The organism is Citrobacter freundii complex sp. CFNIH9, from assembly GCF_002903305.1.
In the GTDB taxonomy this organism is placed as follows: Bacteria; Pseudomonadota; Gammaproteobacteria; order Enterobacterales; family Enterobacteriaceae; genus Citrobacter; species Citrobacter portucalensis.
In genome coordinates this window covers 1369587-1391504 of the sequence record NZ_CP026238.1, presented here as the reverse complement: position 1 = coordinate 1391504, position 21918 = coordinate 1369587, and the positions used below count along the sequence as shown (strand labels likewise).

Sequence of the window (21918 nt, the reverse complement as noted above, 5' to 3'; positions counted from 1 at the left end):
ATGGCTGCAAATAATAAAAATTCGATATGGATTTGATATGTCTGTTTATAAAATACCGTTGGATAAAAATGTTCTGCAAGCAGCACAGGAACGCATTACCTGGACGCTTGAGACTCTACCGCGTGTCTGCGTTTCTTTCTCTGGAGGTAAAGATTCGGGGTTGATGTTACATCTGACTGCCGCCATTGCCCGCCAGTTACAGAAAAAAATAAACGTCTTATTTATCGACTGGGAGGCTCAGTTTTCCTGCACGATCGACTATGTCCAGGCGCTACGCGAGAATTATTCCGATGTCATCGAAGAATTTTATTGGGTTGCATTGCCGCTGACGACGCAAAATTCACTGTCACAATTTCAGCCTGAATGGCAATGCTGGGAGCCGGGTACTCAATGGGTTCGCCAACCGCCTGCAGATGCCATTACCGATCCCGAGTTTTTCTCTTTCTACCAACCCGGTATGACTTTCGAGCAATTTGTTCGTGAGTTCGCTGAATGGTTTTCGCAGAAACGACCGGCCGCCATGATGGTCGGGATACGCGCCGATGAGTCATATAATCGTTTCGTCGCCATTGCGAACTCGAAAAAACAGCGTTTTGCCGATGACAAACCCTGGACCACCAGCGCCCCCGGCGGGCATACCTGGTATATTTATCCGATTTATGACTGGAAAACTGCTGACATCTGGACGTGGTTTGCCAAGTCAACGCTCCCGTGTAATCCCCTGTACAACCTGATGTATCAGGCGGGGGTTCCCACGCGATACATGCGTATCTGCGAACCCTTTGGACCAGAACAACGCCAGGGGCTGTGGCTTTACCATGTTATTGAGCCTGAACGCTGGGCAATGATGTGCTCCCGCGTCAGTGGGGTAAAAAGTGGCGGGATATATGCTGGTCAGGACAACCATTTTTACGGCCACCGCAAAATATTAAAACCCGAACATTTAAGCTGGCAGGAATACGCCATGCTGTTATTGAAGAGTATGCCGGAAACGACCGCCGAACATTACCGCAATAAAATCGCCGTCTATTTACAGTGGTATAAGAAAAAAGGCATGGAGATTATCCCACAAACCCAGGAAAGAGATATTGGTTCAGTGGATATTCCGTCGTGGCGGCGTATCTGTAAGGTTCTGCTGAATAACGACTATTGGTGCCGGGCTCTCTCATTTAGTCCAACGAAACCCAAAAACTATCAACGCTACAATGAGCGCATGAAAACAAAACGCCAGGAATGGGGACTCTTATGCAACAGCGATTAACTCAGGAACTCCTCAGCTTTCTTTCTGGTTTATCAGAACCAGAGAGAATTGAAGCCATAAATGAATTCAGAAAGGCAATACACCGCGTCAGTCCCTTTCGCGAGGAGCCCGTAGATTGCGTTCTTTGGGTTAAAAATGATCATATTTCACCCAATGACTACAACCCCAATAACGTTGCGCCACCGGAGAAAAAGCTGCTGCTGAAGTCCCTCGAAGCTGACGGGTTTACGCAGCCCATTGTAGTGGTTCACTCAACGGCTGAAGAATACGAAATTGTCGACGGTTTCCACCGCCACGAGTTAGGTAAAGCCAAAGCCTCTCTGAGGCCCAGGCTGAAAGGATATCTGCCGGTTGCCTGTTTAGAACGCGAACGCCATGAGCGTATGGCGGCAACCATTCGCCACAACCGCGCTCGCGGGCGTCATCAAATCCACGCCATGTCCGAGATTGTCCGCGAGCTATCGCAACTGGGATGGAGTGAAGAAAGAATTGGCAAGGATCTTGGTATGGACAGCGACGAGGTGTTACGCCTGAAGCAAATCAACGGCCTGCAAGCGTTGTTTGCTGACCGTCGATTCTCCAAAGCCTGGACTGTGAAATAGCTACAACGAAACCAGACGCTCGGCTGCCGCTAACAGCGTCGATTCTTGCTTGGCAAAACAGAGGCGAATCAGTTTATGCGGGAAAGGATCGGCGCAGAACACCGACAGCGGAATTGCCGCAACGCCCACTTCAGTGGTCAGCCACTGGCAAAACTCCACGTCGTTAAGCGAGGAAACGGCGCTGTAATCGACCAGTAAAAAGTATGTGCCTTCACACGGCAGAATTTCCAGTCGGCTGTCACGCAGCGCGTTCACTAACACGTCGCGTTTTTTCTGATAAAACGCGGGCAGTTCGCGATAGTGTGCCGGATCTTCTCGTAGCATATCCGCCAGTGCGAGCTGAGCCGGCGTGTTGACGGAAAACGTCAGATACTGGTGAACTTTTCGTAGCTCAGCGCTAATGGCGGCTGGCGCAACGCAGTATCCGACCTTCCAGCCGGTCATATGGTAGGTCTTACCAAACGATGAAACGGCAACAGCGCGTTCCCGCAGCTCTGAATGTGCCAGCACGCTGGCATGCCCCTGTTTGGCGAAACAGATATGCTCATAAACTTCGTCGCTGATGACAAAGATCTCGCGTTCTTTAATCGCCTGCCACAGCGCGTCAAAATCGGCGTGATGCCACACGGTGGCAGAAGGATTATGTGGCGTGTTCAGGATAACCAATCGGGTACGGTCGCTGAGTAAGGCACCAAACGCCTGCCAGTCGACGCGAAAAGACGGTGGTTGCAGGGCGATACGTTTAACCACTCCGCCGGATAATTCAACCGCAGGCGCATAGCTGTCGTAGCTCGGGTCAAAACAAATCACCTCATCACCAGGGCGCACCAGCGCAGTGATCGCGGCATATAATGCTTCTGTGGCCCCCGCCGTGATGGTCACTTCACTATTCGCGTCGGGTTTATAGCCGTACAGGTCTGCCGTTTTATCCGCGATAGCTTCGCGCAGCGGCTGCACGCCCGTCATCGGCGCATACTGGTTTGCGCCATGCGCGACGTGATACGCCAGACGCTCTTGCAAAAAGAGTGGGCCGTCAAAATCAGGAAATCCTTGCGAGAGGTTAATGGCCTGATGCTGCTGCGCCAGCGCACTCATTTGCGTGAAGATAGTGGTGCCCAGATTAGGCAGTTTGCTTTGCGGAATCAGCGGGTTATTACTCATTATTGTTATCCCAGCGTGTGATGTTGTGGTTGAAGCCACTATAGCACGATGCTAGTATTTGGCAATCAAGACGTTCAGACGTCTATATAAAAATAACCTGCCTGGACAGGACAGCCAAAAGGACAACACAACATGAGTAATACCGAGATTCGCGTCGTCACCGGCCCAGCCAACTATTTTTCCCATCCTGGCAGCCTGTCGAGACTGAACGATTTTTTCTCTGCCGACCAACTTTCACGCGCCGTGTGGGTTTATGGTGAACGCGCCATCGAAGCGGCCCGCCCTTACCTGCCAGAGGCTTTTCATCTTGCCGAGGCTAAACGCCTGCTGTTTACGGGACATTGCAGCGAAACCGATGTTGCTCAACTGGCAAAAGAGTCGGGAGAGGATCGCAGTGTGGTGATTGGCGTGGGTGGCGGTACATTGCTCGACACCGCTAAAGCGTTGGCCCGTCGTCTGGATCTGCCGTTTGTCGGTATTCCTACTATCGCGGCGACCTGCGCTGCCTGGACGCCGCTCTCCGTCTGGTATAACGATGCGGGCCAGGCACTACATTTCGAAATCTTCCCTGACGCGAACTTCCTCGTGCTGGTCGAACCCGGGATCGTTCTCAATGCGCCAGAAGAATACTTACTGGCGGGGATCGGCGACACGCTGGCAAAGTGGTATGAAGCCGTCGTGCTCGCACCTCAGCCGGAAACACTGCCATTGACAGTACGTCTGGGTATTCAAGCCGCGCAGACAATCCGCGACGTCCTGCTGGAAAGCAGCGAGCAGGCGCTGGCAGACAAACAACAAGGCACGCTAAGCCGCACTTTTTGCGATGTGGTGGATGCGATTATTGCCGGAGGCGGCATGGTTGGTGGTCTGGGCGAGCGCTACACACGCGTGGCGGCGGCGCATTCTGTTCACAATGGCCTGACCGTCCTCCCACAAACCGAGAAGTTTTTACATGGCACCAAAGTGGCGTACGGCATCCTGGTGCAGAGCGCGCTGCTGGGACAAGATGACGTGCTGGCGCAGTTAATTACCGCTTATCAGCGATTCAACCTGCCAACCCGATTAGCTCAACTGGAAGTGAACATCAATAACCGCGCCGAAATCGACAAAGTGATTGCGCACACTCTGCGCCCGGTGGAGTCCATTCACGCCCTGCCGGTAACGTTAACGCCGGAGACACTGCGCGCAGCATTCGAAAAGGTAGAGTCGTTTACGGTGTGATTATGGTGCGGGTTGCCTGATGGCGGCTTCGCCTTATCAGGCCTACGGTCAGAGCATTGTGGTAGGCCGGATAAGCATCAACGCCATCCGGCAAAAAATCAACAGCACTTCGCGCCACCTTTCCCGCCATATCGTGCATCCTGGCGCTCACGGAAAAATTCTTCGTAGGTCATTGGCGTCTGGTCCGGATGCGTGACGCGCATATGTTCAACATAGTTGTCGTAATCCGGCACACCTATCATTAATCGGGCGGTTTGACCTAAATACTTCCCGGCTTTGGCGAGTGTTTCAAACATAGTGTTTCCCTGTCGTACAAACGCCCTCCCCGTTCAGGAGAGGGCTCGTTGGTTAAGAGAATATTAGTGCGCGCCTTTCGCCTGCGCCACGATCTCTTCGACATTCTCAGGCATCGGCTCGTACGGTGTCTCTTTCGAAGTTGGTTTGTCCTCTTTCAATGCTGCCAGCGCAGTTTTGATGGAGAACAGACCCAGCACCACAACGACGACCATGAAGAAGATGGTAAGACCCGCATCCAGGCGGTTGTTAAACACCAGTTGCGTCAGCTGCGACTGGGTGTACTGCGCCGGAATGTTACCGCTGTCGATCATCGCCTGGAACTTGTTGGCGATAGCCAGGAAGCCGATTTTCGCATCCGGGCTAAACGCTTTCTGCCAGCCAGCGGTCAGGGTACAAATCAGCAGCCAGGCGGTTGGGACCAGTGCCACCCACGCGTAGCGCTGGCGTTTCATCTTGAACAGCACCACAGCACAGAGCATCAACGCCATACCGGCCAGCATCTGGTTAGCGATACCAAACAGCGGCCACAGGGTATTAATACCACCCAGAGGATCCACCACGCCCTGGTGTAAGAAGTAACCCCAGGCCAGCACGCACAGCGCTGTAGCCAGCAGGTTTGCAGGCAGCGAATCGGTACGTTTCAGGCTCGGTGATACCACGCCCAGCAAGTCCTGCAGCATAAAGCGCGCGGCGCGTGTACCGGCATCTACCGCCGTCAGAATAAACAACGCTTCAAACAGAATGGCGAAGTGATACCAGAACGCCACATCCATCATGCCGCCCAGTGCGCCATGCAGAATGTACGCCATCCCGACGGCCAGCGTCGGCGCACCACCTGCGCGGGAGATGATGGATTGCTCACCCACTTCATTGGCGATTTGATGCAGGGTGTCTGGCGTAATGGCAAAGCCCCAACTGCTGACTACCTGTGCCGCAGAAGCCACTACGTCAACCGTGCCCGCAGGAGCCAGCACCGCCATCGGGCTGTTCATTGCAAAGTACACGCCCGGATCGATGATGCACGCGGAAACCAGCGCCATAATGGCGACAAAGGATTCCATCAGCATTCCGCCGTAGCCGATAAAGCAGGCCTGCCCTTCATTTGCCAGCATCTTCGGCGTGGTGCCGGAGGAGATCAGCGCATGGAAGCCAGAAACCGCACCACAGGCAATGGTAATAAACAGGAACGGGAACAAGTTACCGGTCCAGACCGGGCCAGTACCGTCAACAAACTTGGTCAGCGCTGGCATGGTCAGCGTTGGACGCATGATCAGAATCCCTACTGCCAGGCCAACGATGGTGCCGATTTTCAGGAAGGTAGAGAGGTAATCACGCGGGGCCAGCAGCAGCCACACCGGCAGGACGGCGGCAACAAAACCGTAGCCCACCAGCATCCACGTCAGCTGTACGCCGGTAAAGTCAAAGTACGGTGCCCAGGTCGGGCTTTCAGCCACCCAGCCGCCGGAAATAATGGCAAACACCAGGAACACCAGACCGATGACCGACACTTCACCAATGCGGCCCGGGCGCAGATAGCGCAGGTAAATCCCCATGAAGATAGCCAGCGGGATGGTGAACGCTACGGTGTAGGTTCCCCACGGACTGTGGGTCAGCGCTTTCACGACGATCATCGCCAGTACTGCGAGAATAATCACCATGATCATAAAACAGGCCACCAGCGCAATAACGCCCGCCGTTGGGCCCATCTCTTCTTTCACCAGTTCGCCAAGGGAACGACCATCGCGACGGGTAGAAACAAACAGCACCATGAAGTCCTGCACCGCACCCGCCAGTACCACCCCGGCGAGCAGCCAGATCATCCCCGGCAGATAGCCCATTTGCGCCGCCAGCACTGGTCCAACTAACGGACCCGCTCCGGCAATTGCCGCAAAATGGTGACCAAACAGCACTTTTTTATCGGTGGGAACATAATCCAGACCGTCGTTATGGCGCACGGCTGGCGTCATACGCGTCGGGTCAAGCGCCAGTACATTTTTCGCGATGTACAGGCCGTAGAAACGGTAAGCGATAAGGTAGACACAGACCGACGCCACGACTATCCACAACGCGTTGATCTGTTCACCACGATTTAATGCGATATAGCCGAGGGCAAATGCTCCCATAACGGAGAGCACTGTCCAGACGAGGTACTTCCCTGATTTGTTCATAGTTGTTATCCGTTGTCCGATCCAGAGAGATGTTACATTTTGTTTCTATAACATCTTTTCTGGATTTAACAACCTGACAACCATGCAAAGCAGATATATCACTGATTTTTTACATTGTATTGTTAACTTGATCACTATCAACGCAGAGACAACTGAAAAAATTGCGCAGTATGTGCCAACACCTCTATGTTTTATCCAATTCTCCTCTCAGCATGATGCTGAGCGTGCCACTTAATATTTTTACTATTAATAAGGATATTAATTAACAATATTAACCTGACTTTCTCAGCTTAACGGTTATTGCTCTTAGAGATTCAGACCATCCTGATTTTGTATGCAGTAAGTGCTTTATTTCACCTTAATCACCAATTTCAAAACAAAGAATATACCTGCAGCACCAGCTTTAATGACAAAATACCCCACATAAAAAAAATAAAATTAATTCAGCAGAATTTTCCAGCGCCAGGTTGTTCAGGATGGCCGTATAAGGATATAAATTATGAATAAATGCTATCGCATCGTCTGGAATATCGCGAGAAATATGTTTGTGGTGACGTCAGAACTCTCGCAGGGCGATCAACGGGTTCGTGCAACCGTCGCAGGCCTGGTGTTATCGGCAGTTGGATTAATGGCAAATTGCGTTCATGCCAGCGACTACGGCCCGCTTAGCGGTGAAACCATCAACTTAAATGATGGCGATACCGTGACATCTGTCGATGGAACCACGGGTATCGAAAGTCTGTCCTCAGGGGGGCAAGGCGTACAGATTAATGGTAAAACCACCATTAACGTTACCGGTGATAGTGGTTCTATTGGGGTAAAACTTGATAACAGCGCCAATAATAATTTAGGTACCGGTACACAGATTAACGTTACAGACACAGGAACGGAGAAAGCAGCATCAACCACAGGTCTTTATATTAACAACACCAGTCCAGGCACAAATATAGACGCCGAGAATATATCAATTAACACTATTAGTAAAAAAGATGCTTACGGAATTAACGTTCATACAGAAAACACCACGCTGAACTTCGGCAACAAGAGTAAAATTATCACCGAATCCCCAAATGGTAATGCGACGGGTGTCTATTTCTATGACGACAATAATACGTTAACCATGAACGCTGGATTAATCCAGGTTAACACCGATGCAACCGGTAAGGCTGTAGGTATCGACACATACTGGGCAAATGGTACCACGCTCAATTTTGGGGATGACAGCCGCATAGAATTAACCAGCGGCACAGCCGGCGGCAGCGCGCTCTATCTTGGAAAAAACACCCAGGTTAACGCGAACGGGCTGAACATTGATTTCACCGTATCAGAGACAGGAACAGGCACCACGATTTATGGTATCCAGGAGGGGCAATACAGCCAAATTAATCTGGGCAAGAACAGCGCAATTACGCTCTCAACGCCTGGAGGTACGGCATATGGACTTGTTTCTGGTTCACAAAGTTATTTTACGGCAGATAACCTTGATATCACCCTCTCCACAACCTCTAACGAGCGCGCAAACGGTACAGGCGCGGACATCAGCGGCAACGTGGATTTTGGCAATGATTCCACCATCACCGTGCACGGTTTCTCCGAAGGATACGGGATGATTGTTGAGGATTATTCGGCAACCAGTAAAGATGATGCCATCGGAACAGTAAAAGCCAACCACCTCACCATTGACGTCACCGGCCAGAAGACGGAAGGGCTTCGAATAGAAGGCGGCGTGGTTGATTTAGGGTCAGACAGCGCCATTAGCGCAAACGGGACTGCATCAACAATTTACCTGACCGGCCGAGGATACAGTGAATTCAATGCCAGAAATCTGACCGTCACGACCGCGCAGTCCACCGCTCTTACACTAATGAGCAGCATGCATGCCGCCGTCGCCAACATTGGTGAAGGCAGCAGCATTGATGGAAGAAATTCCACAGGCCACACGAACAACGGTATTGTGGCCAACACCCCTTACAGCGCACCGACAACCATAAATTTCAACGGTTCCGCAGAGCAGCGAAACACTATCTACGCGGTTAACGGCTATGGCGCATCAGCCCAATACAGTGGCGCGACGATCAATATATCCAATACGGATATCATCATGAGCGGTAAAAATCCTTACGGTCTTTGGGCCATCGGCGATGGGGATTTTACCCATGCAGGCATCATCAATGGTGAGAATCTGACCATTGATATGACCGGCGCTAACGGCAGTGGTTACGGCGTGGTGATGCAAGAAGGCGGTATCGTGAATCTGACGGGCGATACCACCATTATCGCCGACGGCGGCGTTGCCATCTGGAATCCGAAAGTTTCTTCGGGCGGGAATGTTCTACCTGGCGGGACGGTAAATGGCTCAGGGAAAATGACCATAACCGGCGACATCATTAACAGCGGCTGGGGATATATCAACCTCAATATGGACGCGGATTCTTATTTCGCTGGGGCAACCTCGGTTAATGAAAGCTTCAACGACCAGGGTATTGATTCAATCCTCAACCTTAACCTTGCCGACCAGAGCCTGTGGCGGGTTACCGATGATTCCACGCTCACGACGCTGACTAACGCAGGAACCCTTGAGCTGGCGGCAGACCACGCAGCCGGAACTTACAGCACCGTGCATGCTGACGAGGTCACGCTGAAAGAAAGCAGTATTCTCAGCGTCGATTTAAGCGCCGCGGCGCTGGCCAGTCGCTCCGCTAACCCGCTAATTACCGGCGGACAGGTTAATCCAGGCGGCGATCTACACATCAGCAATTCGGGTAATGCGCTGGATCTCAACGCGCTGACCTCAGACAATCAACTGGCAGACATCGACACGGTTACGCTAATTGATGCCAACTCCGCAATCGTGAGCGATTTCGCTTCGATCTCAACCGATCCGGATACCCTGCCCGACTATATCGCGATTTCTGGTCAGGTTAATGCCCTTGATAATACCCAATATGAATTGGGCGTGGGGCTCAGTTGGTACGCCGGAGACTCCGCCGCGGTCTCTACGCCTGCACACGGTACGTTCACCCTGAACGCGGGCCAGGCATTTACCGTCAATGGGTTGCTGGCAGATACCTCACCCAACGCCACCACGGGATGGGACGGTAAAAGTCTGACCAAAAAAGGAGACGGCACGCTCACCCTTACCGCAAAGAATACCTGGAGCGGAATTACAGACATTCAGCAGGGAACGCTGTGGTTGACTAGTTCTGGCGCTATTGGCTCTGAAGGGAGCAAGCAGAGCATCGATGTTGAAGCTGGAGCCACTCTTGGCGGTAACGGGGTAATCAACGGTGCTGTGAACAACGTCGGCCTGCTAAGCTTTGGTGATCGTACAACGCCAGATAGCCAGTTTATCGTTAATGGTAACGTAACCAATCAAGGTGTAATCCGCAGCAGTAGCACGACTCCCGGGAATGCGTTAATCATCAACGGCGACTACACGGGCAACGGCGGTCAGCTCTCACTTAACGCCAGTTTAGGCGATGATAATTCACCAACCGACCAGCTCATTGTCTCGGGTAATGTTAACGGCAGCACCACGCTCTACATCAATAATGTGGATGGCGTGGGTGCATATACCGATCAAGGTATCGAGATTGTCGACGTCGGAGGGATATCATCGGATGACGCATTTTCTCTTGGCAATCAAATTCAAATCGGGCTGTATGAGTATCGTCTGTATGAAGATAACGAAAGCTGGTATCTGCGATCTAAAGCAGAAACGCCTGATGACCCGGATGATGACATCACCCCGATCGATCCTGACGACAGCGACGTGACACCAGTTGATCCTGATGACGACGACAGCGACGTCACGCCAGTTGATCCTGACGACGGCGGCAGCGACGTGACACCTGTCGACCCTGACGACGGCGGTAGCGACGTGACGCCAGTTGATCCTGACGATGGCGGCAGCGACGTGACACCGGTTGATCCTGATGACGGCGGCAGCGACGTGACACCTGTCGACCCTGACGACAGCGGCAGCGACGTAATCCCATCGAATCCACAATATCGCGCCGATATAGGCGCTTATCTGGGCAACCAGTGGCTGGCGCGTAGCCTGCAGATGCAAACGTTGTTCGATCGTGAAGGGAGCCAGTACCGCTCGGCCGAAGGAAGCGTCTGGGCGCGAATGAAAGGCGGAAAAACGGACACATCGGCTGTAAATGGCAATATCGACATGGACAGCGATTACACCCAGTTTCAGATTGGCAGCGACCTTGCAACCTGGCGCGATGATCAACAAAGCATCACGTTTGGCCTGATGGCCAGTTACCTTGACGGCAGTACCGACAGCACCGGAAATCGCGGCGCGGATGGCAGTCAGTTTACAGCCACAGGCGATATCGACGGTTACAATCTTGGCGCGTATGCCACCTGGTTCTCTGATGCCCGGCAACATCGCGGCTGGTATGTTGATACGTGGTATCAGTATGGCTTCTACAATAACAGCGTCGAGAATGGCAATACCGGTTCAACGCATTACGACTCCCTGGCTCACGCGATTTCGCTGGAAAGCGGTTACCGCTACAACATTAACTTGAGCAGCGCTAACACAGTAAGCCTGACGCCACAGGCGCAGGTTATCTGGCAACGCTACGAGGCAGATAGCGTTGAGACAAATGGTACACGCATAGACGGGCAAAATGGCGATAGCTGGACTACACGTCTTGGTCTGCGAATTGATAGCCAGCTTTCATTCGTCGATGCTACCGTCCGGCCATTCGCAGAGATTAACTGGCTACACTCCACCGACGATCTGGCCGTATCATTTGATAACGCAACGGTAAAACAGGATCTTCCTGCCGATCGCAGCGAGCTAAAAGTGGGAATTCAGGCGAATCTCAATAGCCAGTGGAACGTCAGCGTCCAGGCGGCGGGTCAGAAAGGTAATAACGACTACCGCGATCTCAACGGGAGTTTTAATCTGCGCTATAGCTGGTAACTGGTGTCACGAAGCGCGTCTAAACGACGCGCTTATCTTCACCCCATCACCGCAGTGCCTAAACGGCAGGTGCAGCAGCGTCGTCCCTGCTCATCAAAGATGACGATTTCCCAGCTTTGATTTTGACGCCCAAGGTGCAACGGCTGGCAAACGCCGCGCACTTTCCCTTGCGATACCGCCCGATGATGCGTGGCGTTGAGTTCCGTCCCCACTACGCATTGCCCGTCGCGGGTCATCAGATAACCCGCCATTGAACCCAGCGTTTCCGCCAGGGCCGCGGATGCGCCGCCGTGCAGCAGGCCAAATGGCTGATGCGTACGGCTATCCACTGGCATTTCGGCTTCCAGCACATCATCACCCAGCCGGGTATAGACCATGCCTAAATGCGCCACCATCGTGTTCTGACTGGTGGCATTGAGTTCATCCAGCGTTAAATGACGCTTCCAGATCATCGTCATGCCCCCAGCGTGGAACCGCCGTCCACCACGATATCCTGTAACGTAATGTGGCTGGCCAGATCGGAAGCGAGGAATAAAATAGTGTTGGTGATCTCTTGCGGCCGGGCGATTTTCCCCAGCGGAATCCCGAGTTTAAACTGCTCGCCAAATCCACGAATGCGCTGTTGCTCCGCGTCATCGCTAACCCACAGCGTGCGCTGCATATCGGTGTCGGTCGAGCCTGGCGACACCACATTACAGCGCACACCGCTGCCCGCCAGTTCAAGTCCGACGGTCAGCGCCAGACTTTTCAACGCGGCTTTTGACGCGCCGTAAGCACTCATGCCGATACGCGGCGTGTGCGCCGCATCCGACGCGACGGTCACGATCGCCCCGCCCTGCTGGCGACGAAACTGCGCCATCGTCTGCTGAAACAGATTGAACGCCCCACCAACGTTAACCGCAAACGTCTGCTGCCACTCCTCAGCGCTCAGCGCATCGGTGGCCCCCATACGCAAAATACCTGCGGCATTGACCAAAATATCCAAACGCTCGCGCGCTTTGAGGACGCGCTGGCACACCTCAGCTACCTGTCCGGCATTTGCCACATCCAGTACTTCGGTCGCAAACGGGTAGTTATCCTGAGGAAATTCGCGATCGAATCCTGTCACCTCAGCGCCAGCATTCGCAAATGCCAACGCCGTGGTGTAGCCAATCCCTTTACCCGCGCCGGTTACCCAGACGGTTTTCCCGGCAAAATCAAATCCAGCCATTACTTCACCTCACGGGAGAGCAGTGCCCACCATGCGTCAATGGTCGGTTTTTTCGCCAGCATCACGAAATCAATGTCACCATGAACCTTACGCCAGCGCGCCGCCAGCGCCATCATGCGCACGGAATCCAGCCCGTAGTCGATCAGGTTTTCGTCATCCATCGGCTCTTCGGACTCATCCAGCAACGGCAGAATAACGCTGCGCAACGCATCTTTACTGGTCGGGACCGGTGTCGGCAATAATTCCTGGGTCATTACCACACGCCCGGAACGTCCCGCCACGTATTTCAGCGACATCAGGTGTTCGTCACGGCTAAAGTCCGCCAGCGCATCGGCAACCATAAACGGCTTGATGTCACGCATGAAGGCGTCCGTTGCGGTGGTCATACAGCCGATATGCGCATACACCCCGGTAATGATCAGTTGATTACGCCCGGTTTCCTTGAGCATCTGTTCCAAAGGGGAACGATGAAATGCGCTATAACGCCATTTCACCAGAATGGTATCCGCTTCATCCGGCGCCAGCGCCTCAACGATCTTTTGTTGTTCCGGGGAACGCGTCAGGCCCGGTCCCCACATATCATTGAGCAGAGCGCGGTCTTCATCACTCTGTTCTTTCGGCTGAGCGGTGTAATACACCGGAATGTTATGCTCTTTGCAGTACTGGCGCAGCGCGGCGATGTTCGCGACGACCTGCTCCATCATCGGGCAGTTATCGCCCCAAAAGCCGATAAAATAATCCTGCATGTCGTGGATCAACAGCGCGGCACGTTCAGGGTCAAATGCCCAGTCGACTTTGTTCACCGGAACATCGAGCGCCGTTGGTAGCGCATAAGCCTGCAGTTTAGGAATTGCCATTTCTATTTCTCCTTCAGGCCAGTGAACGTGATGCCAGCCACTGACGTAATTGTTTTTTATCTACCTTCCCCACTGGAGTCAGCGGTAATGACTCAACGCACTCAACACGATCGGGTAATTTGAATTCCGCTATGCCCTGTTCGCGTAGAAAACGGCGCACCTGCACCGCGCGCAGCGGCTCTTTCACCACCAGCCAGGCACAGCTTTTCTCACCCATCAGTTCGTCTTCCATACTGACCAGCGCGGCATGGATAACCATTGGATGGCGCAGCAGCAGGTTTTCAATCTCTTCAGCGGCGATCTTCTCCCCGCCGCGATTGATCTGATCCTTTTCACGCCCCTGAACGGTGATGTAACCATCCGGATCGATAGCGATCAGATCGCCGGAACAGTAAAAGCCGTTGGCGTCAAAGGCGCTGGCATTATGCTCAGGACTTTTGAAATAACCGCGGAAGGTGTACGGACCACGCGTCATCAGGCGTCCGGTCTCTCCCTGGGCTAAAGGGTTGCCGTCAGCGTCTGCTACCCAGACTTCATCATCGGGACACATCGGGCGCCCCTGGGTATTGATGATGCGCTCAGGACTGTCGTCCAGACGGGTATAGTTCACCAGCCCTTCCGCCATGCCGAAGACCTGCTGCAACTGGCAGCCAATCTCAGCCGGAATACGTGCCGCAAGCGTGGCAGAAAGTCTCGCGCCACCGACCTGAAGCAGTTTCAGCGAAGCCAGTTGCGCATTACTGCCCCACTCCGCAATCGCCTGCAACCACAGGCTCACCGCAGGTGGCACCAGCGCCGTGACGTTAACCTGATGCTGTTCAATCAGCGGGAAACACAGAGTGGCACTCGGGTCAGCCGCCAGCACCACGGTGCCGCCAGCCAGGAATACGCCCAGCGCACCTGGCGAACTCATGGCGTAGTTATGCGCCGCCGGGATTGCGCATAAATAACGCGTTTCCCCGGTGAAGCGGCAAATCTCATTGCTGCGACGCACGCTGTAGTAGTAATCGTTATGAGTGCGAGGAATCAGCTTTGGCGTCCCGGTCGTCCCGCCAGAAAGCTGGAAGTACGCCACCTCATCAGCAGGCGATGGCGTGGCGGAAAAATCTGTCGCAGGCTGGTTTATCGCCGTTTGCAGATTGTGTTCACCTTCAGCGTTGCGCAGTAACACCACGCGCACTGAATTGTGTTCGGCCACAAAAGCGTTAAGAAAATCGTCGCCGCTAAACAGCGTATGCTGGCGATCGGCAATCAGCAGTGCCGGCTCAATCTGTTTGGCGTAGGCGTTGAGTTCGTTACGCTGATGGCTGAACAGCGCCAGCACTGGAGCTACGCCCAGCTTGAGCAGCGCAAAGAAGGTGATATACAGCTCAGCCACATTGCCCAGTTGCACCAGCGCGGTTTCGCCGGGTTTGATCCCCTGGCAACGCAAACTGCAGGCGAGATTGTCAGCGGCCTGATTTAGCTGGCGATAGCTCAGATGGCGTTCACCATCAATTACCGCCGTATGATCGCTTTCTGCGTGACGGGTCAGAATGTCGGTCAGCGGCAAATCCTGCCAGTAACCTTTTTCACGATACCTGCGGGCAAACTCTTCCGGCCAGCGGGTGAAAGGAATACTCATTATTGCTCCTTAAAGCCAGTCCACAAGGCTCTTAATGCAGTCCAAAAACATTCAACATCGTGGAGAGCTTGGCCCCCGTTTCACGCCATTCCGCAACCGGGGAAGAGGCTGGAACAATTCCTGCTCCGGCAAAGAAACGCACCTGATTGCGCAGCAGCTTCGCACAGCGGATCGTCACCACCCACTCACCGTTACCTTCGGCATCACACCAGCCGACAATACCGCCGAACAATTCACGATCGAACGGCTCCAGCTCGGCGATAAGCTTGCGCGCAACCTGATGTGGGAAGCCGCTTAGCGCAGGCGTCGGATGCAGCAGGCACGCCAGCGTCAGGGCGTTTTCCTGCGGGTTGGCTTTACCTTCAAACGGCGTGCCGAGGTGCCAGAGCGTCGGCGTGGTAACCAGCTGCGGAGAAGAAGGCAGTTGCAATTCACGGCTGCGATCGCGCAATACCATTTTCATCGCCTGCGTCACCAGTTCGTGCTCATGGCGGTCCTTCTCAGACGCCAGCAGGCGGATCCCTGCTTCGCGATCCAGCACATCATCAGGCTGACGACGTGCAGAGCCCGCCAGCGGCAGAGAACTGAAACGATCGCCTTCTTTGCGCAGTAGCAGTTCCGGGCTGGCACCAATCAATACGCCGCCGTCTTCAATCGGTACATGGAAGTTGTAGCTCGCTGGATTTTGCGCCACCAGACGCTCCAGCAGCGCACCGCTGTCAATGTTGGCATCGGCGGTGATATCGATCAGGCGTGACAACACCACTTTGTCGACTTCCGGAGTGGACGTCAGCGCAGCCGCCCGGGCGACCATATCTTCAAAAAAGTCCTGTTCCGGGATCGATTTACGTTCAACGACGTTCAGAGACTGATGCGCGGTAAAGTAACGTGATGATTGCTGCTTCGCCGTACGAGAGAAGCTCTGCCATGATTGGGGAATAAACAGCGATGATGGCTGGCGGGTATCAAAGGGAATCGCCCCGACCATGATAGGGTTCGCGATGCCCTGCGATTTGGCATCAGCAAACAGTGCGTTCATTTTCTGTTGGAAAGGGCTGTCTGGCGAATCGCCATCAATTGCCGGTTCCGCATAGCGGGCGAAGCATCCTGACGTCGTAAAACTACGGTACGGCGACATAAAGAAAAAACTGTCGGGAGCGAGCGTCGGCATAGTCTGCGTTTTTTCCTCGGCCAGTGACGTATCCATATCATCCTCCAAAAATGATAAAGGCTCTAATAATGATTATCATTTATATTTTCGGTCGCTAACCTAAAAGTAAAGCGGCGGTATGTCAACTCTTGTGGTAGCACAATGTGCGACTTTGGCTTGCATCCTTGCTCGCTAACAATGAAAATGAGAAGCATTACTCATACTGATAACAGGAAGCCGATTCGTGAGTCTCCCCTCTTTTTGCCGCACCGTGCTCTTACTGGCAGGTTTATCTCTTTCAGGAATTTCTTCAGGTCACGCCGCAGACTGGCCGCGTCAGGTTACTGACAGCCGCGGCACGCATACGCTTGAGCATAAGCCGCAGCGAATTGTCTCCACCAGCGTGACCCTCACCGGCTCGCTGCTGGCGATTGATGCCCCGGTCATTGCCAGCGGTGCCACTACGCCGAACAATCGCATCGGCGATGCGCAGGGCTTTTTACGTCAGTGGAGCGAAGTAGCAAAAGAACGCAAACTGAGCCGCCTGTATATCGGCGAACCGAGCGCCGAAGCCGTCGCAGCTCAAATGCCGGATCTGATTCTGGTAAGCGCTACTGGGGGAGATTCTGCCCTCGCGCTATACGATCAGCTGTCCACCATTGCGCCAACGCTCATCATTAATTACGACGATAAAAGCTGGCAGTCGCTGCTGACCCAGTTAGGTGAAATTACCGGTCAGGAGCAACAGGCAGCAGCGCGAATTGCCGAGTTTGATAAGCAACTTCAGGCGGTTAAGCAACATATTACCCTGCCACCACAGCCGGTCAGCGCGCTGGTATATACCGCCGCGGCGCACAGCGCCAACCTGTGGACGCCTGAGTCAGCGCAAGGCAAGCTGATGGAGCAGTTAGGGTTCACGCTGGCAACGCTGCCTGCCAACTTGCACACCAGCCAGAGTCAGGGCAAACGCCACGATATCATCCAGCTTGGCGGTGAGAACCTGGCAGCAGGCCTGAACGGCGAAGCGCTGTTCCTGTTTGCTGGCGACAGCAAAGATGCCGACGCTATTTACGCCAATCCGCTTCTGGCGCATCTGCCAGCCGTGCAGAATAAACGCGTTTACGCCCTGGGTACGGAAACCTTCCGTCTCGACTACTACAGCGCCACGCTGCTGCTGCAACGTCTGTCGGCTCTGTTTTAATGTTCAGCGCCGGATGCGGCTAACGCCTTATCCGGCCTACAACCGTAGAGCACAACGCGATCAGACATTCACGGGGACCTGCCGGAATCGGCGCACTTCTCCCAACAGCAGCAGCAGTAACAGACCGACAATCACCAGTCCAAATCCACTCACGCTTGCCGAAGCAACCGGCGTCATCATCGCGCCCAGACCACCTAACAACGCCGCGCCAATCGCATCGCCGGTGACGTTTTGCGCCGTCCACAAACCGTTAATTCGTCCGAGCATCGCTTCCGGCGTCTGCGTCTGTAACAGGGTGTACTGCAACAAAGAGCTGACCGCACTCAACCAGCCAAACAGCGCCAGACAAACCACACCAAGCTGCCAGACGGGCATCAAGCCAAACAGGCCGATAGCCAGAAATGAAGCCACGGTCGATGCCAGCATAATCAGTCCCGGACGAACGCTGTGCGCCAGTTGTCCGCTGGTCAATGCGCCCACGGCTGCCCCCAGCGGAATAGCCGCATACAGCAGGCCAATTTGCGCACTCGACATGTGCCAGTTAATCGCCAATGCCGGATACAGCACACGCACGGCGCTCGCCATGGTTAACAGACCACCGAGCAGCGCAATGCCGCCAATCAGCGGGCTGGCAAGCAGAAAGCGAAATGCTGCCAGCAGCGATTTCAGCGGATGCTCGCGCGGCTGCGGCGGAGGCGGCAACGCAGGAAGGCTCAGCAGCGGTAGTAAGGTAATGAAGGTTCCCGCCGCCGCCAGTCCGTAGTTCCAGGCCACGCCGCCAGTCGCGAGCAGCACCCCGCCAAGCATCGGTGAAATTACCGATCCCAGACGCACCGTCAGCATGGTAATCGCCCCGGCCTGCATCAAATTCTCGCGCCCAACCAGCGCTGGCGTCGCAGCCAGCAATGCGGTCACGCCCAGAGAGGCAAAGAAACCATCCCATAAGCCAAGCAGATAAATCGCCAGCAACGACGGTTCGGGCAGCAGCGCATTCAGACACAGGCCAATAAAGCCAATACCACAGGTTCCACGCGCCAGCAGGATCACTTTTTTACGCTCATAGCGGTCGGCCAGCACTCCGCCCACCATCAGGCCAATAAACATTGCGCTACCGGTCAACGTCACCGACAAACCCACCTGCCAGGTCGACTGGGTCATCATCTGGATCTGTACCGGAACCGCCACGCCGAGTAGCCCCAGAGAGACAATGGAAATAAAACGGGCGAGGAAGACAGCGCGAAATGCTGGGTGGGTCTTTAACAGGCTGAGATTGAGCAGCCAGGATTGTCGATTCATTACAGAGCCTTACCAGGTACTTTTTCAATATCCATTCGATGGCTGCACATGCTAACATATCCAAATAAGATCGATAACGATAATTACTATCATTATCAGGGAAGTTGATATGTCATGCTCTGTTTCCGCGACACGCGCCTTCGCCGTGCCCGGACTATTGTTATTACTTGTTCTCACCACGGTATTAAGTCTGGTTATTGGCGCCAAGTCGCTACCTGCCTCCGTGGTGCTGGATGCGCTCACCGGCAGTTGTCAAAGTGCTGATTGCACCATCGTGCTGGACGCGCGCTTGCCGCGCACTCTGGCGGGGCTGCTCGCCGGTGGTGCGCTGGGCCTGGCTGGCGCACTAATGCAAACGCTCACGCGGAACCCTCTCGCCGATCCCGGCATTCTGGGTGTCAACTCCGGCGCCAGCTTCGCTATTGTGCTGGGGGCCGCGCTGTTCGGCTTTTCCTCTGCGCAAGAACAACTGCTGATGGCCTTTTGCGGTGCGCTGGCTGCATCGCTGATTGTAGCTTTTACCGGTAGTCAGGGCGGCGGGCAGTTAAGCCCGGTACGTCTGACCCTGGCGGGCGTCGCGCTGGGCGCGGTGCTGGAAGGATTATCCACCGGCATCGCCCTGCTCAACCCGGACGTTTACGATCAGCTGCGTTTCTGGCAAGCCGGCTCACTGGATATCCGCAGCCTGCAAACGCTGAAAGTTGTGCTGGTACCAGTACTGATTGCCGCGGCTGTCGCACTGTTCCTCAGTCGCGCTCTGAATAGCCTGAGCCTCGGCAGCGACACCGCTACCGCGCTTGGCAGTAAAGTCGCTCGCACGCAGTTTATTGGCCTGCTGGTTATTACCGTACTATGCGGCAGTGCGACCGCGATTGTTGGTCCTATCGCCTTTATCGGCCTGATGATGCCGCACATGGCGCGCTGGCTGGTGGGGGCGGATCACCGCTGGTCACTGCCCGTAACCCTACTGGCAACGCCTACTCTGTTACTGATTGCCGATATAATCGGTCGCCTGATTGTCCCCGGCGAGCTGCGCGTGTCGGTAGTCAGTGCGTTTATCGGTGCACCGGTGCTTATCTTTCTGGTACGCCGTAAATCGCGCGGGGGTGGCGCATGATGCACCTCTCCCGCCGCCTGATAATCAGCAGCCTGCTGCTGGTTGCAGGTTGTCTCGTCATTGGTTTGTGGAGCCTGCGTAGCGGCGTTGTTACGCTGGAAACCCAGCAAATTATTGCCGCCCTGCTCGGCGATGCGCCGCGCAGTATTACGCTGGTGGTGACCGAATGGCGTTTGCCACGCGTGCTCATGGCGCTATTAATTGGCGCGGCGCTCGGCGTGAGCGGCGCAATATTTCAGTCACTGATGCGTAACCCGCTGGGCAGCCCGGATGTGATGGGTTTCAATACCGGAGCCTGGAGCGGTGTGCTGGTGGCAATGGTGCTGTTCGGACAGCATCTCACCGCTATCGCGCTGGCGGCCATGCTGGGTGGGATTCTGACTTCTCTGGTGGTCTGGGCGCTCGCTTGGCGCAATGGGATCGACACCTTCCGGCTTATTATTATCGGTATCGGCATTCGCGCCATGCTGGTGGCGTTCAACACCTGGCTACTGCTGAAAGCATCATTAGAAACCGCGCTGACGGCCGGGCTGTGGAACGCCGGATCGCTCAATGGCCTGACCTGGGCCAAAACCTGGCCTTCTGCCCCGCTGATTATCATCATGCTGGTGTGCGCCGCGCTGCTGGTACGCCGGATGCGCTTACTGGAAATGGGTGATGACAGCGCCTGTGCGCTTGGCGTCAGCGTTGAGCGCTCACGTCTGATGATGATGCTGGTTGCGGTGGTACTGACCGCTGCCGCCACCGCGCTGGCCGGTCCTATCTCGTTTATTGCTCTTGTCGCGCCGCATATCGCGCGACGTATAAGCGGTACATCGCGCTGGGGATTAACCCTGTCGGCGCTGTGCGGCGCGTTGCTGTTGCTGATGGCGGATTTATGCGCCCAACAGCTGTTTATGCCTTATCAGCTTCCGGTGGGCGTTGTCACCGTAAGCCTCGGCGGTATTTATCTTATCGTCTTGTTAATTCAGGAGTCCCGCAAAAAATGATCGAATCAGTAGCCCGTTTGCGTGGCGACCAGTTAACGCTGGGTTATGGCAAGTTTACCGTGGCGGAAAACCTCAATGTGTCGATTCCCGACGGCCATTTCACCGCGATTATCGGGCCAAACGGCTGCGGGAAATCGACATTACTGCGCACGCTGAGTCGTCTGATGACGCCCGCGCACGGCAAGGTCTGGCTCGATGGCGAGCATATTCAGCACTATGCCAGCAAAGAAGTCGCCCGCAGAATAGGTTTGCTGGCGCAAAACGCCACCACGCCGGGAGATATTACGGTACAGGAGCTGGTTGCCCGCGGACGCTACCCACACCAGCCGCTGTTTACCCGCTGGCGGCAAGAGGATGAAATTGCGGTCTCAAACGCCATGCAGGCGACGGGTATCACCCACCTGGCATCACAAAGTGTGGATACCCTTTCCGGCGGACAACGTCAGCGTGCATGGATTGCGATGGTGCTGGCGCAGGAAACGTCGATTATGCTGCTCGATGAACCCACCACCTGGCTGGATATCAGTCATCAGATCGATCTGCTGGAACTGCTGAGTGAGCTAAACCGGGAAAAAGGTTACACGCTGGCCGCCGTTTTGCACGACCTGAATCAGGCCTGTCGCTATGCAACACACCTGATCGCGCTGCGTGACGGAAAAATTATTGCCGAGGGTGCACCGAAGGAGATCGTCACCGCGCAGCTTATTGAAAAAATCTATGGACTGCGCTGTATGATTATCGACGATCCGGTTGCCGGAACGCCGTTAGTGGTGCCGCTTGGACGCAACAAATAACACGCGTTACAGTATGGCGGCCAGC

17 protein-coding genes are annotated in these 21918 nt (G+C 54.6%); 8 read left to right on the top strand and 9 right to left on the bottom strand.

The window, feature by feature from the left end; translation table 11 throughout:
• Positions 1-37: 37 nt before the first annotated feature.
• Both C2U43_RS06955 and C2U43_RS06950 read left to right on the top strand, forming a co-directional pair.
• Complete coding sequence (locus C2U43_RS06955; protein WP_048235901.1) at positions 38-1261, top strand: phosphoadenosine phosphosulfate reductase; 1224 nt, start codon at positions 38-40, stop codon at positions 1259-1261.
• A complete protein-coding gene (locus C2U43_RS06950; protein ID WP_103284866.1) occupies positions 1246-1863 on the top strand; it encodes an IbrB-like domain-containing protein in 618 nt (205 codons plus the stop codon). Before C2U43_RS06955 ends, C2U43_RS06950 begins: the two co-directional genes overlap by 16 nt.
• Here the strand turns inward: C2U43_RS06950 and C2U43_RS06945 are convergent, their stop codons facing one another.
• Positions 1864-3024, bottom strand: a complete 1161-nt coding sequence (locus C2U43_RS06945; RefSeq protein ID WP_103284865.1) for a pyridoxal phosphate-dependent aminotransferase — start codon at positions 3022-3024, stop codon at positions 1864-1866.
• A gap of 132 nt (positions 3025-3156) precedes the next feature.
• Here C2U43_RS06945 and C2U43_RS06940 point away from each other — a divergent pair, with 132 nt between their 5' ends.
• On the top strand, positions 3157-4245 hold the full coding sequence (locus tag C2U43_RS06940; protein ID WP_103284864.1) for an oxidoreductase: 1089 nt from the start codon (positions 3157-3159) through the stop codon (positions 4243-4245).
• 98 nt (positions 4246-4343) lie between these two features.
• Here C2U43_RS06940 and C2U43_RS06930 read toward each other — a convergent pair whose 3' ends face one another.
• Positions 4344-4541 (bottom strand): YbdD/YjiX family protein, encoded by a 198-nt coding sequence (locus C2U43_RS06930; RefSeq protein WP_003022064.1) that lies wholly within the window; start codon positions 4539-4541, stop codon positions 4344-4346.
• A 63-nt stretch (positions 4542-4604) separates the two neighbouring features.
• Entirely contained in the window at positions 4605-6710 is a 2106-nt protein-coding gene (gene cstA / locus C2U43_RS06925) for a pyruvate/proton symporter CstA (protein WP_008784063.1), read from the bottom strand.
• Positions 6711-7209: 499 nt separating this feature from the next.
• On the opposite strand from cstA, the gene C2U43_RS30025 reads away from it, so the two are divergent.
• Positions 7210-11655, top strand: coding sequence for an autotransporter outer membrane beta-barrel domain-containing protein (locus C2U43_RS30025; RefSeq protein ID WP_103284863.1), 4446 nt, complete (start codon positions 7210-7212; stop codon positions 11653-11655).
• Positions 11656-11693: 38 nt separating this feature from the next.
• Here C2U43_RS30025 and entH read toward each other — a convergent pair whose 3' ends face one another.
• The 5 genes from entH to entC are packed head-to-tail and all read right to left on the bottom strand — an operon-like array spanning position 11694 to position 16553.
• Positions 11694-12107: a proofreading thioesterase EntH gene (gene entH / locus C2U43_RS06915; protein WP_003022055.1), complete on the bottom strand. Its 414-nt coding sequence runs from the start codon at positions 12105-12107 to the stop codon at positions 11694-11696.
• Between the two features lie 2 nt (positions 12108-12109).
• Positions 12110-12865, bottom strand: a complete 756-nt coding sequence (gene entA / locus C2U43_RS06910; RefSeq protein ID WP_060682597.1) for a 2,3-dihydro-2,3-dihydroxybenzoate dehydrogenase EntA — start codon at positions 12863-12865, stop codon at positions 12110-12112.
• Entirely contained in the window at positions 12865-13722 is an 858-nt protein-coding gene (locus C2U43_RS06905; RefSeq protein ID WP_003831197.1) for an isochorismatase, read from the bottom strand. Before C2U43_RS06905 ends, entA begins: the two co-directional genes overlap by 1 nt.
• Positions 13723-13735: 13 nt before the next feature.
• On the bottom strand, positions 13736-15346 hold the full coding sequence (gene entE / locus C2U43_RS06900) for a (2,3-dihydroxybenzoyl)adenylate synthase EntE (protein WP_103284862.1): 1611 nt from the start codon (positions 15344-15346) through the stop codon (positions 13736-13738).
• A 31-nt stretch (positions 15347-15377) separates the two neighbouring features.
• On the bottom strand, positions 15378-16553 hold the full coding sequence (entC, locus tag C2U43_RS06895) for an isochorismate synthase EntC (RefSeq protein ID WP_103284861.1): 1176 nt from the start codon (positions 16551-16553) through the stop codon (positions 15378-15380).
• Positions 16554-16740: 187 nt separating this feature from the next.
• On the opposite strand from entC, the gene fepB reads away from it, so the two are divergent.
• A complete protein-coding gene (gene fepB / locus C2U43_RS06890; RefSeq protein WP_079934792.1) occupies positions 16741-17697 on the top strand; it encodes a Fe2+-enterobactin ABC transporter substrate-binding protein in 957 nt (318 codons plus the stop codon).
• A 60-nt stretch (positions 17698-17757) separates the two neighbouring features.
• Here the strand turns inward: fepB and entS are convergent, their stop codons facing one another.
• Positions 17758-18993: an enterobactin transporter EntS gene (entS, locus tag C2U43_RS06885; RefSeq protein ID WP_003831193.1), complete on the bottom strand. Its 1236-nt coding sequence runs from the start codon at positions 18991-18993 to the stop codon at positions 17758-17760.
• A 109-nt stretch (positions 18994-19102) separates the two neighbouring features.
• Here entS and fepD point away from each other — a divergent pair, with 109 nt between their 5' ends.
• From fepD to fepC, 3 genes are read left to right on the top strand one after another with little or no spacing between them, the layout of a single operon-like run.
• Positions 19103-20110 carry a Fe(3+)-siderophore ABC transporter permease gene (gene fepD, locus C2U43_RS06880; RefSeq protein ID WP_032942654.1) on the top strand — a complete coding sequence of 336 codons (1008 nt, stop codon included), beginning with the start codon at positions 19103-19105 and terminating at the stop codon, positions 20108-20110.
• Positions 20107-21099, top strand: coding sequence for an iron-enterobactin ABC transporter permease (fepG, locus tag C2U43_RS06875; protein ID WP_008784056.1), 993 nt, complete (start codon positions 20107-20109; stop codon positions 21097-21099). The genes fepD and fepG overlap by 4 nt, the downstream gene beginning before the upstream one ends.
• Entirely contained in the window at positions 21096-21893 is a 798-nt protein-coding gene (gene fepC, locus C2U43_RS06870; RefSeq protein ID WP_032941813.1) for an iron-enterobactin ABC transporter ATP-binding protein, read from the top strand. The genes fepG and fepC overlap by 4 nt, the downstream gene beginning before the upstream one ends.
• Positions 21894-21918: the final 25 nt, after the last annotated feature.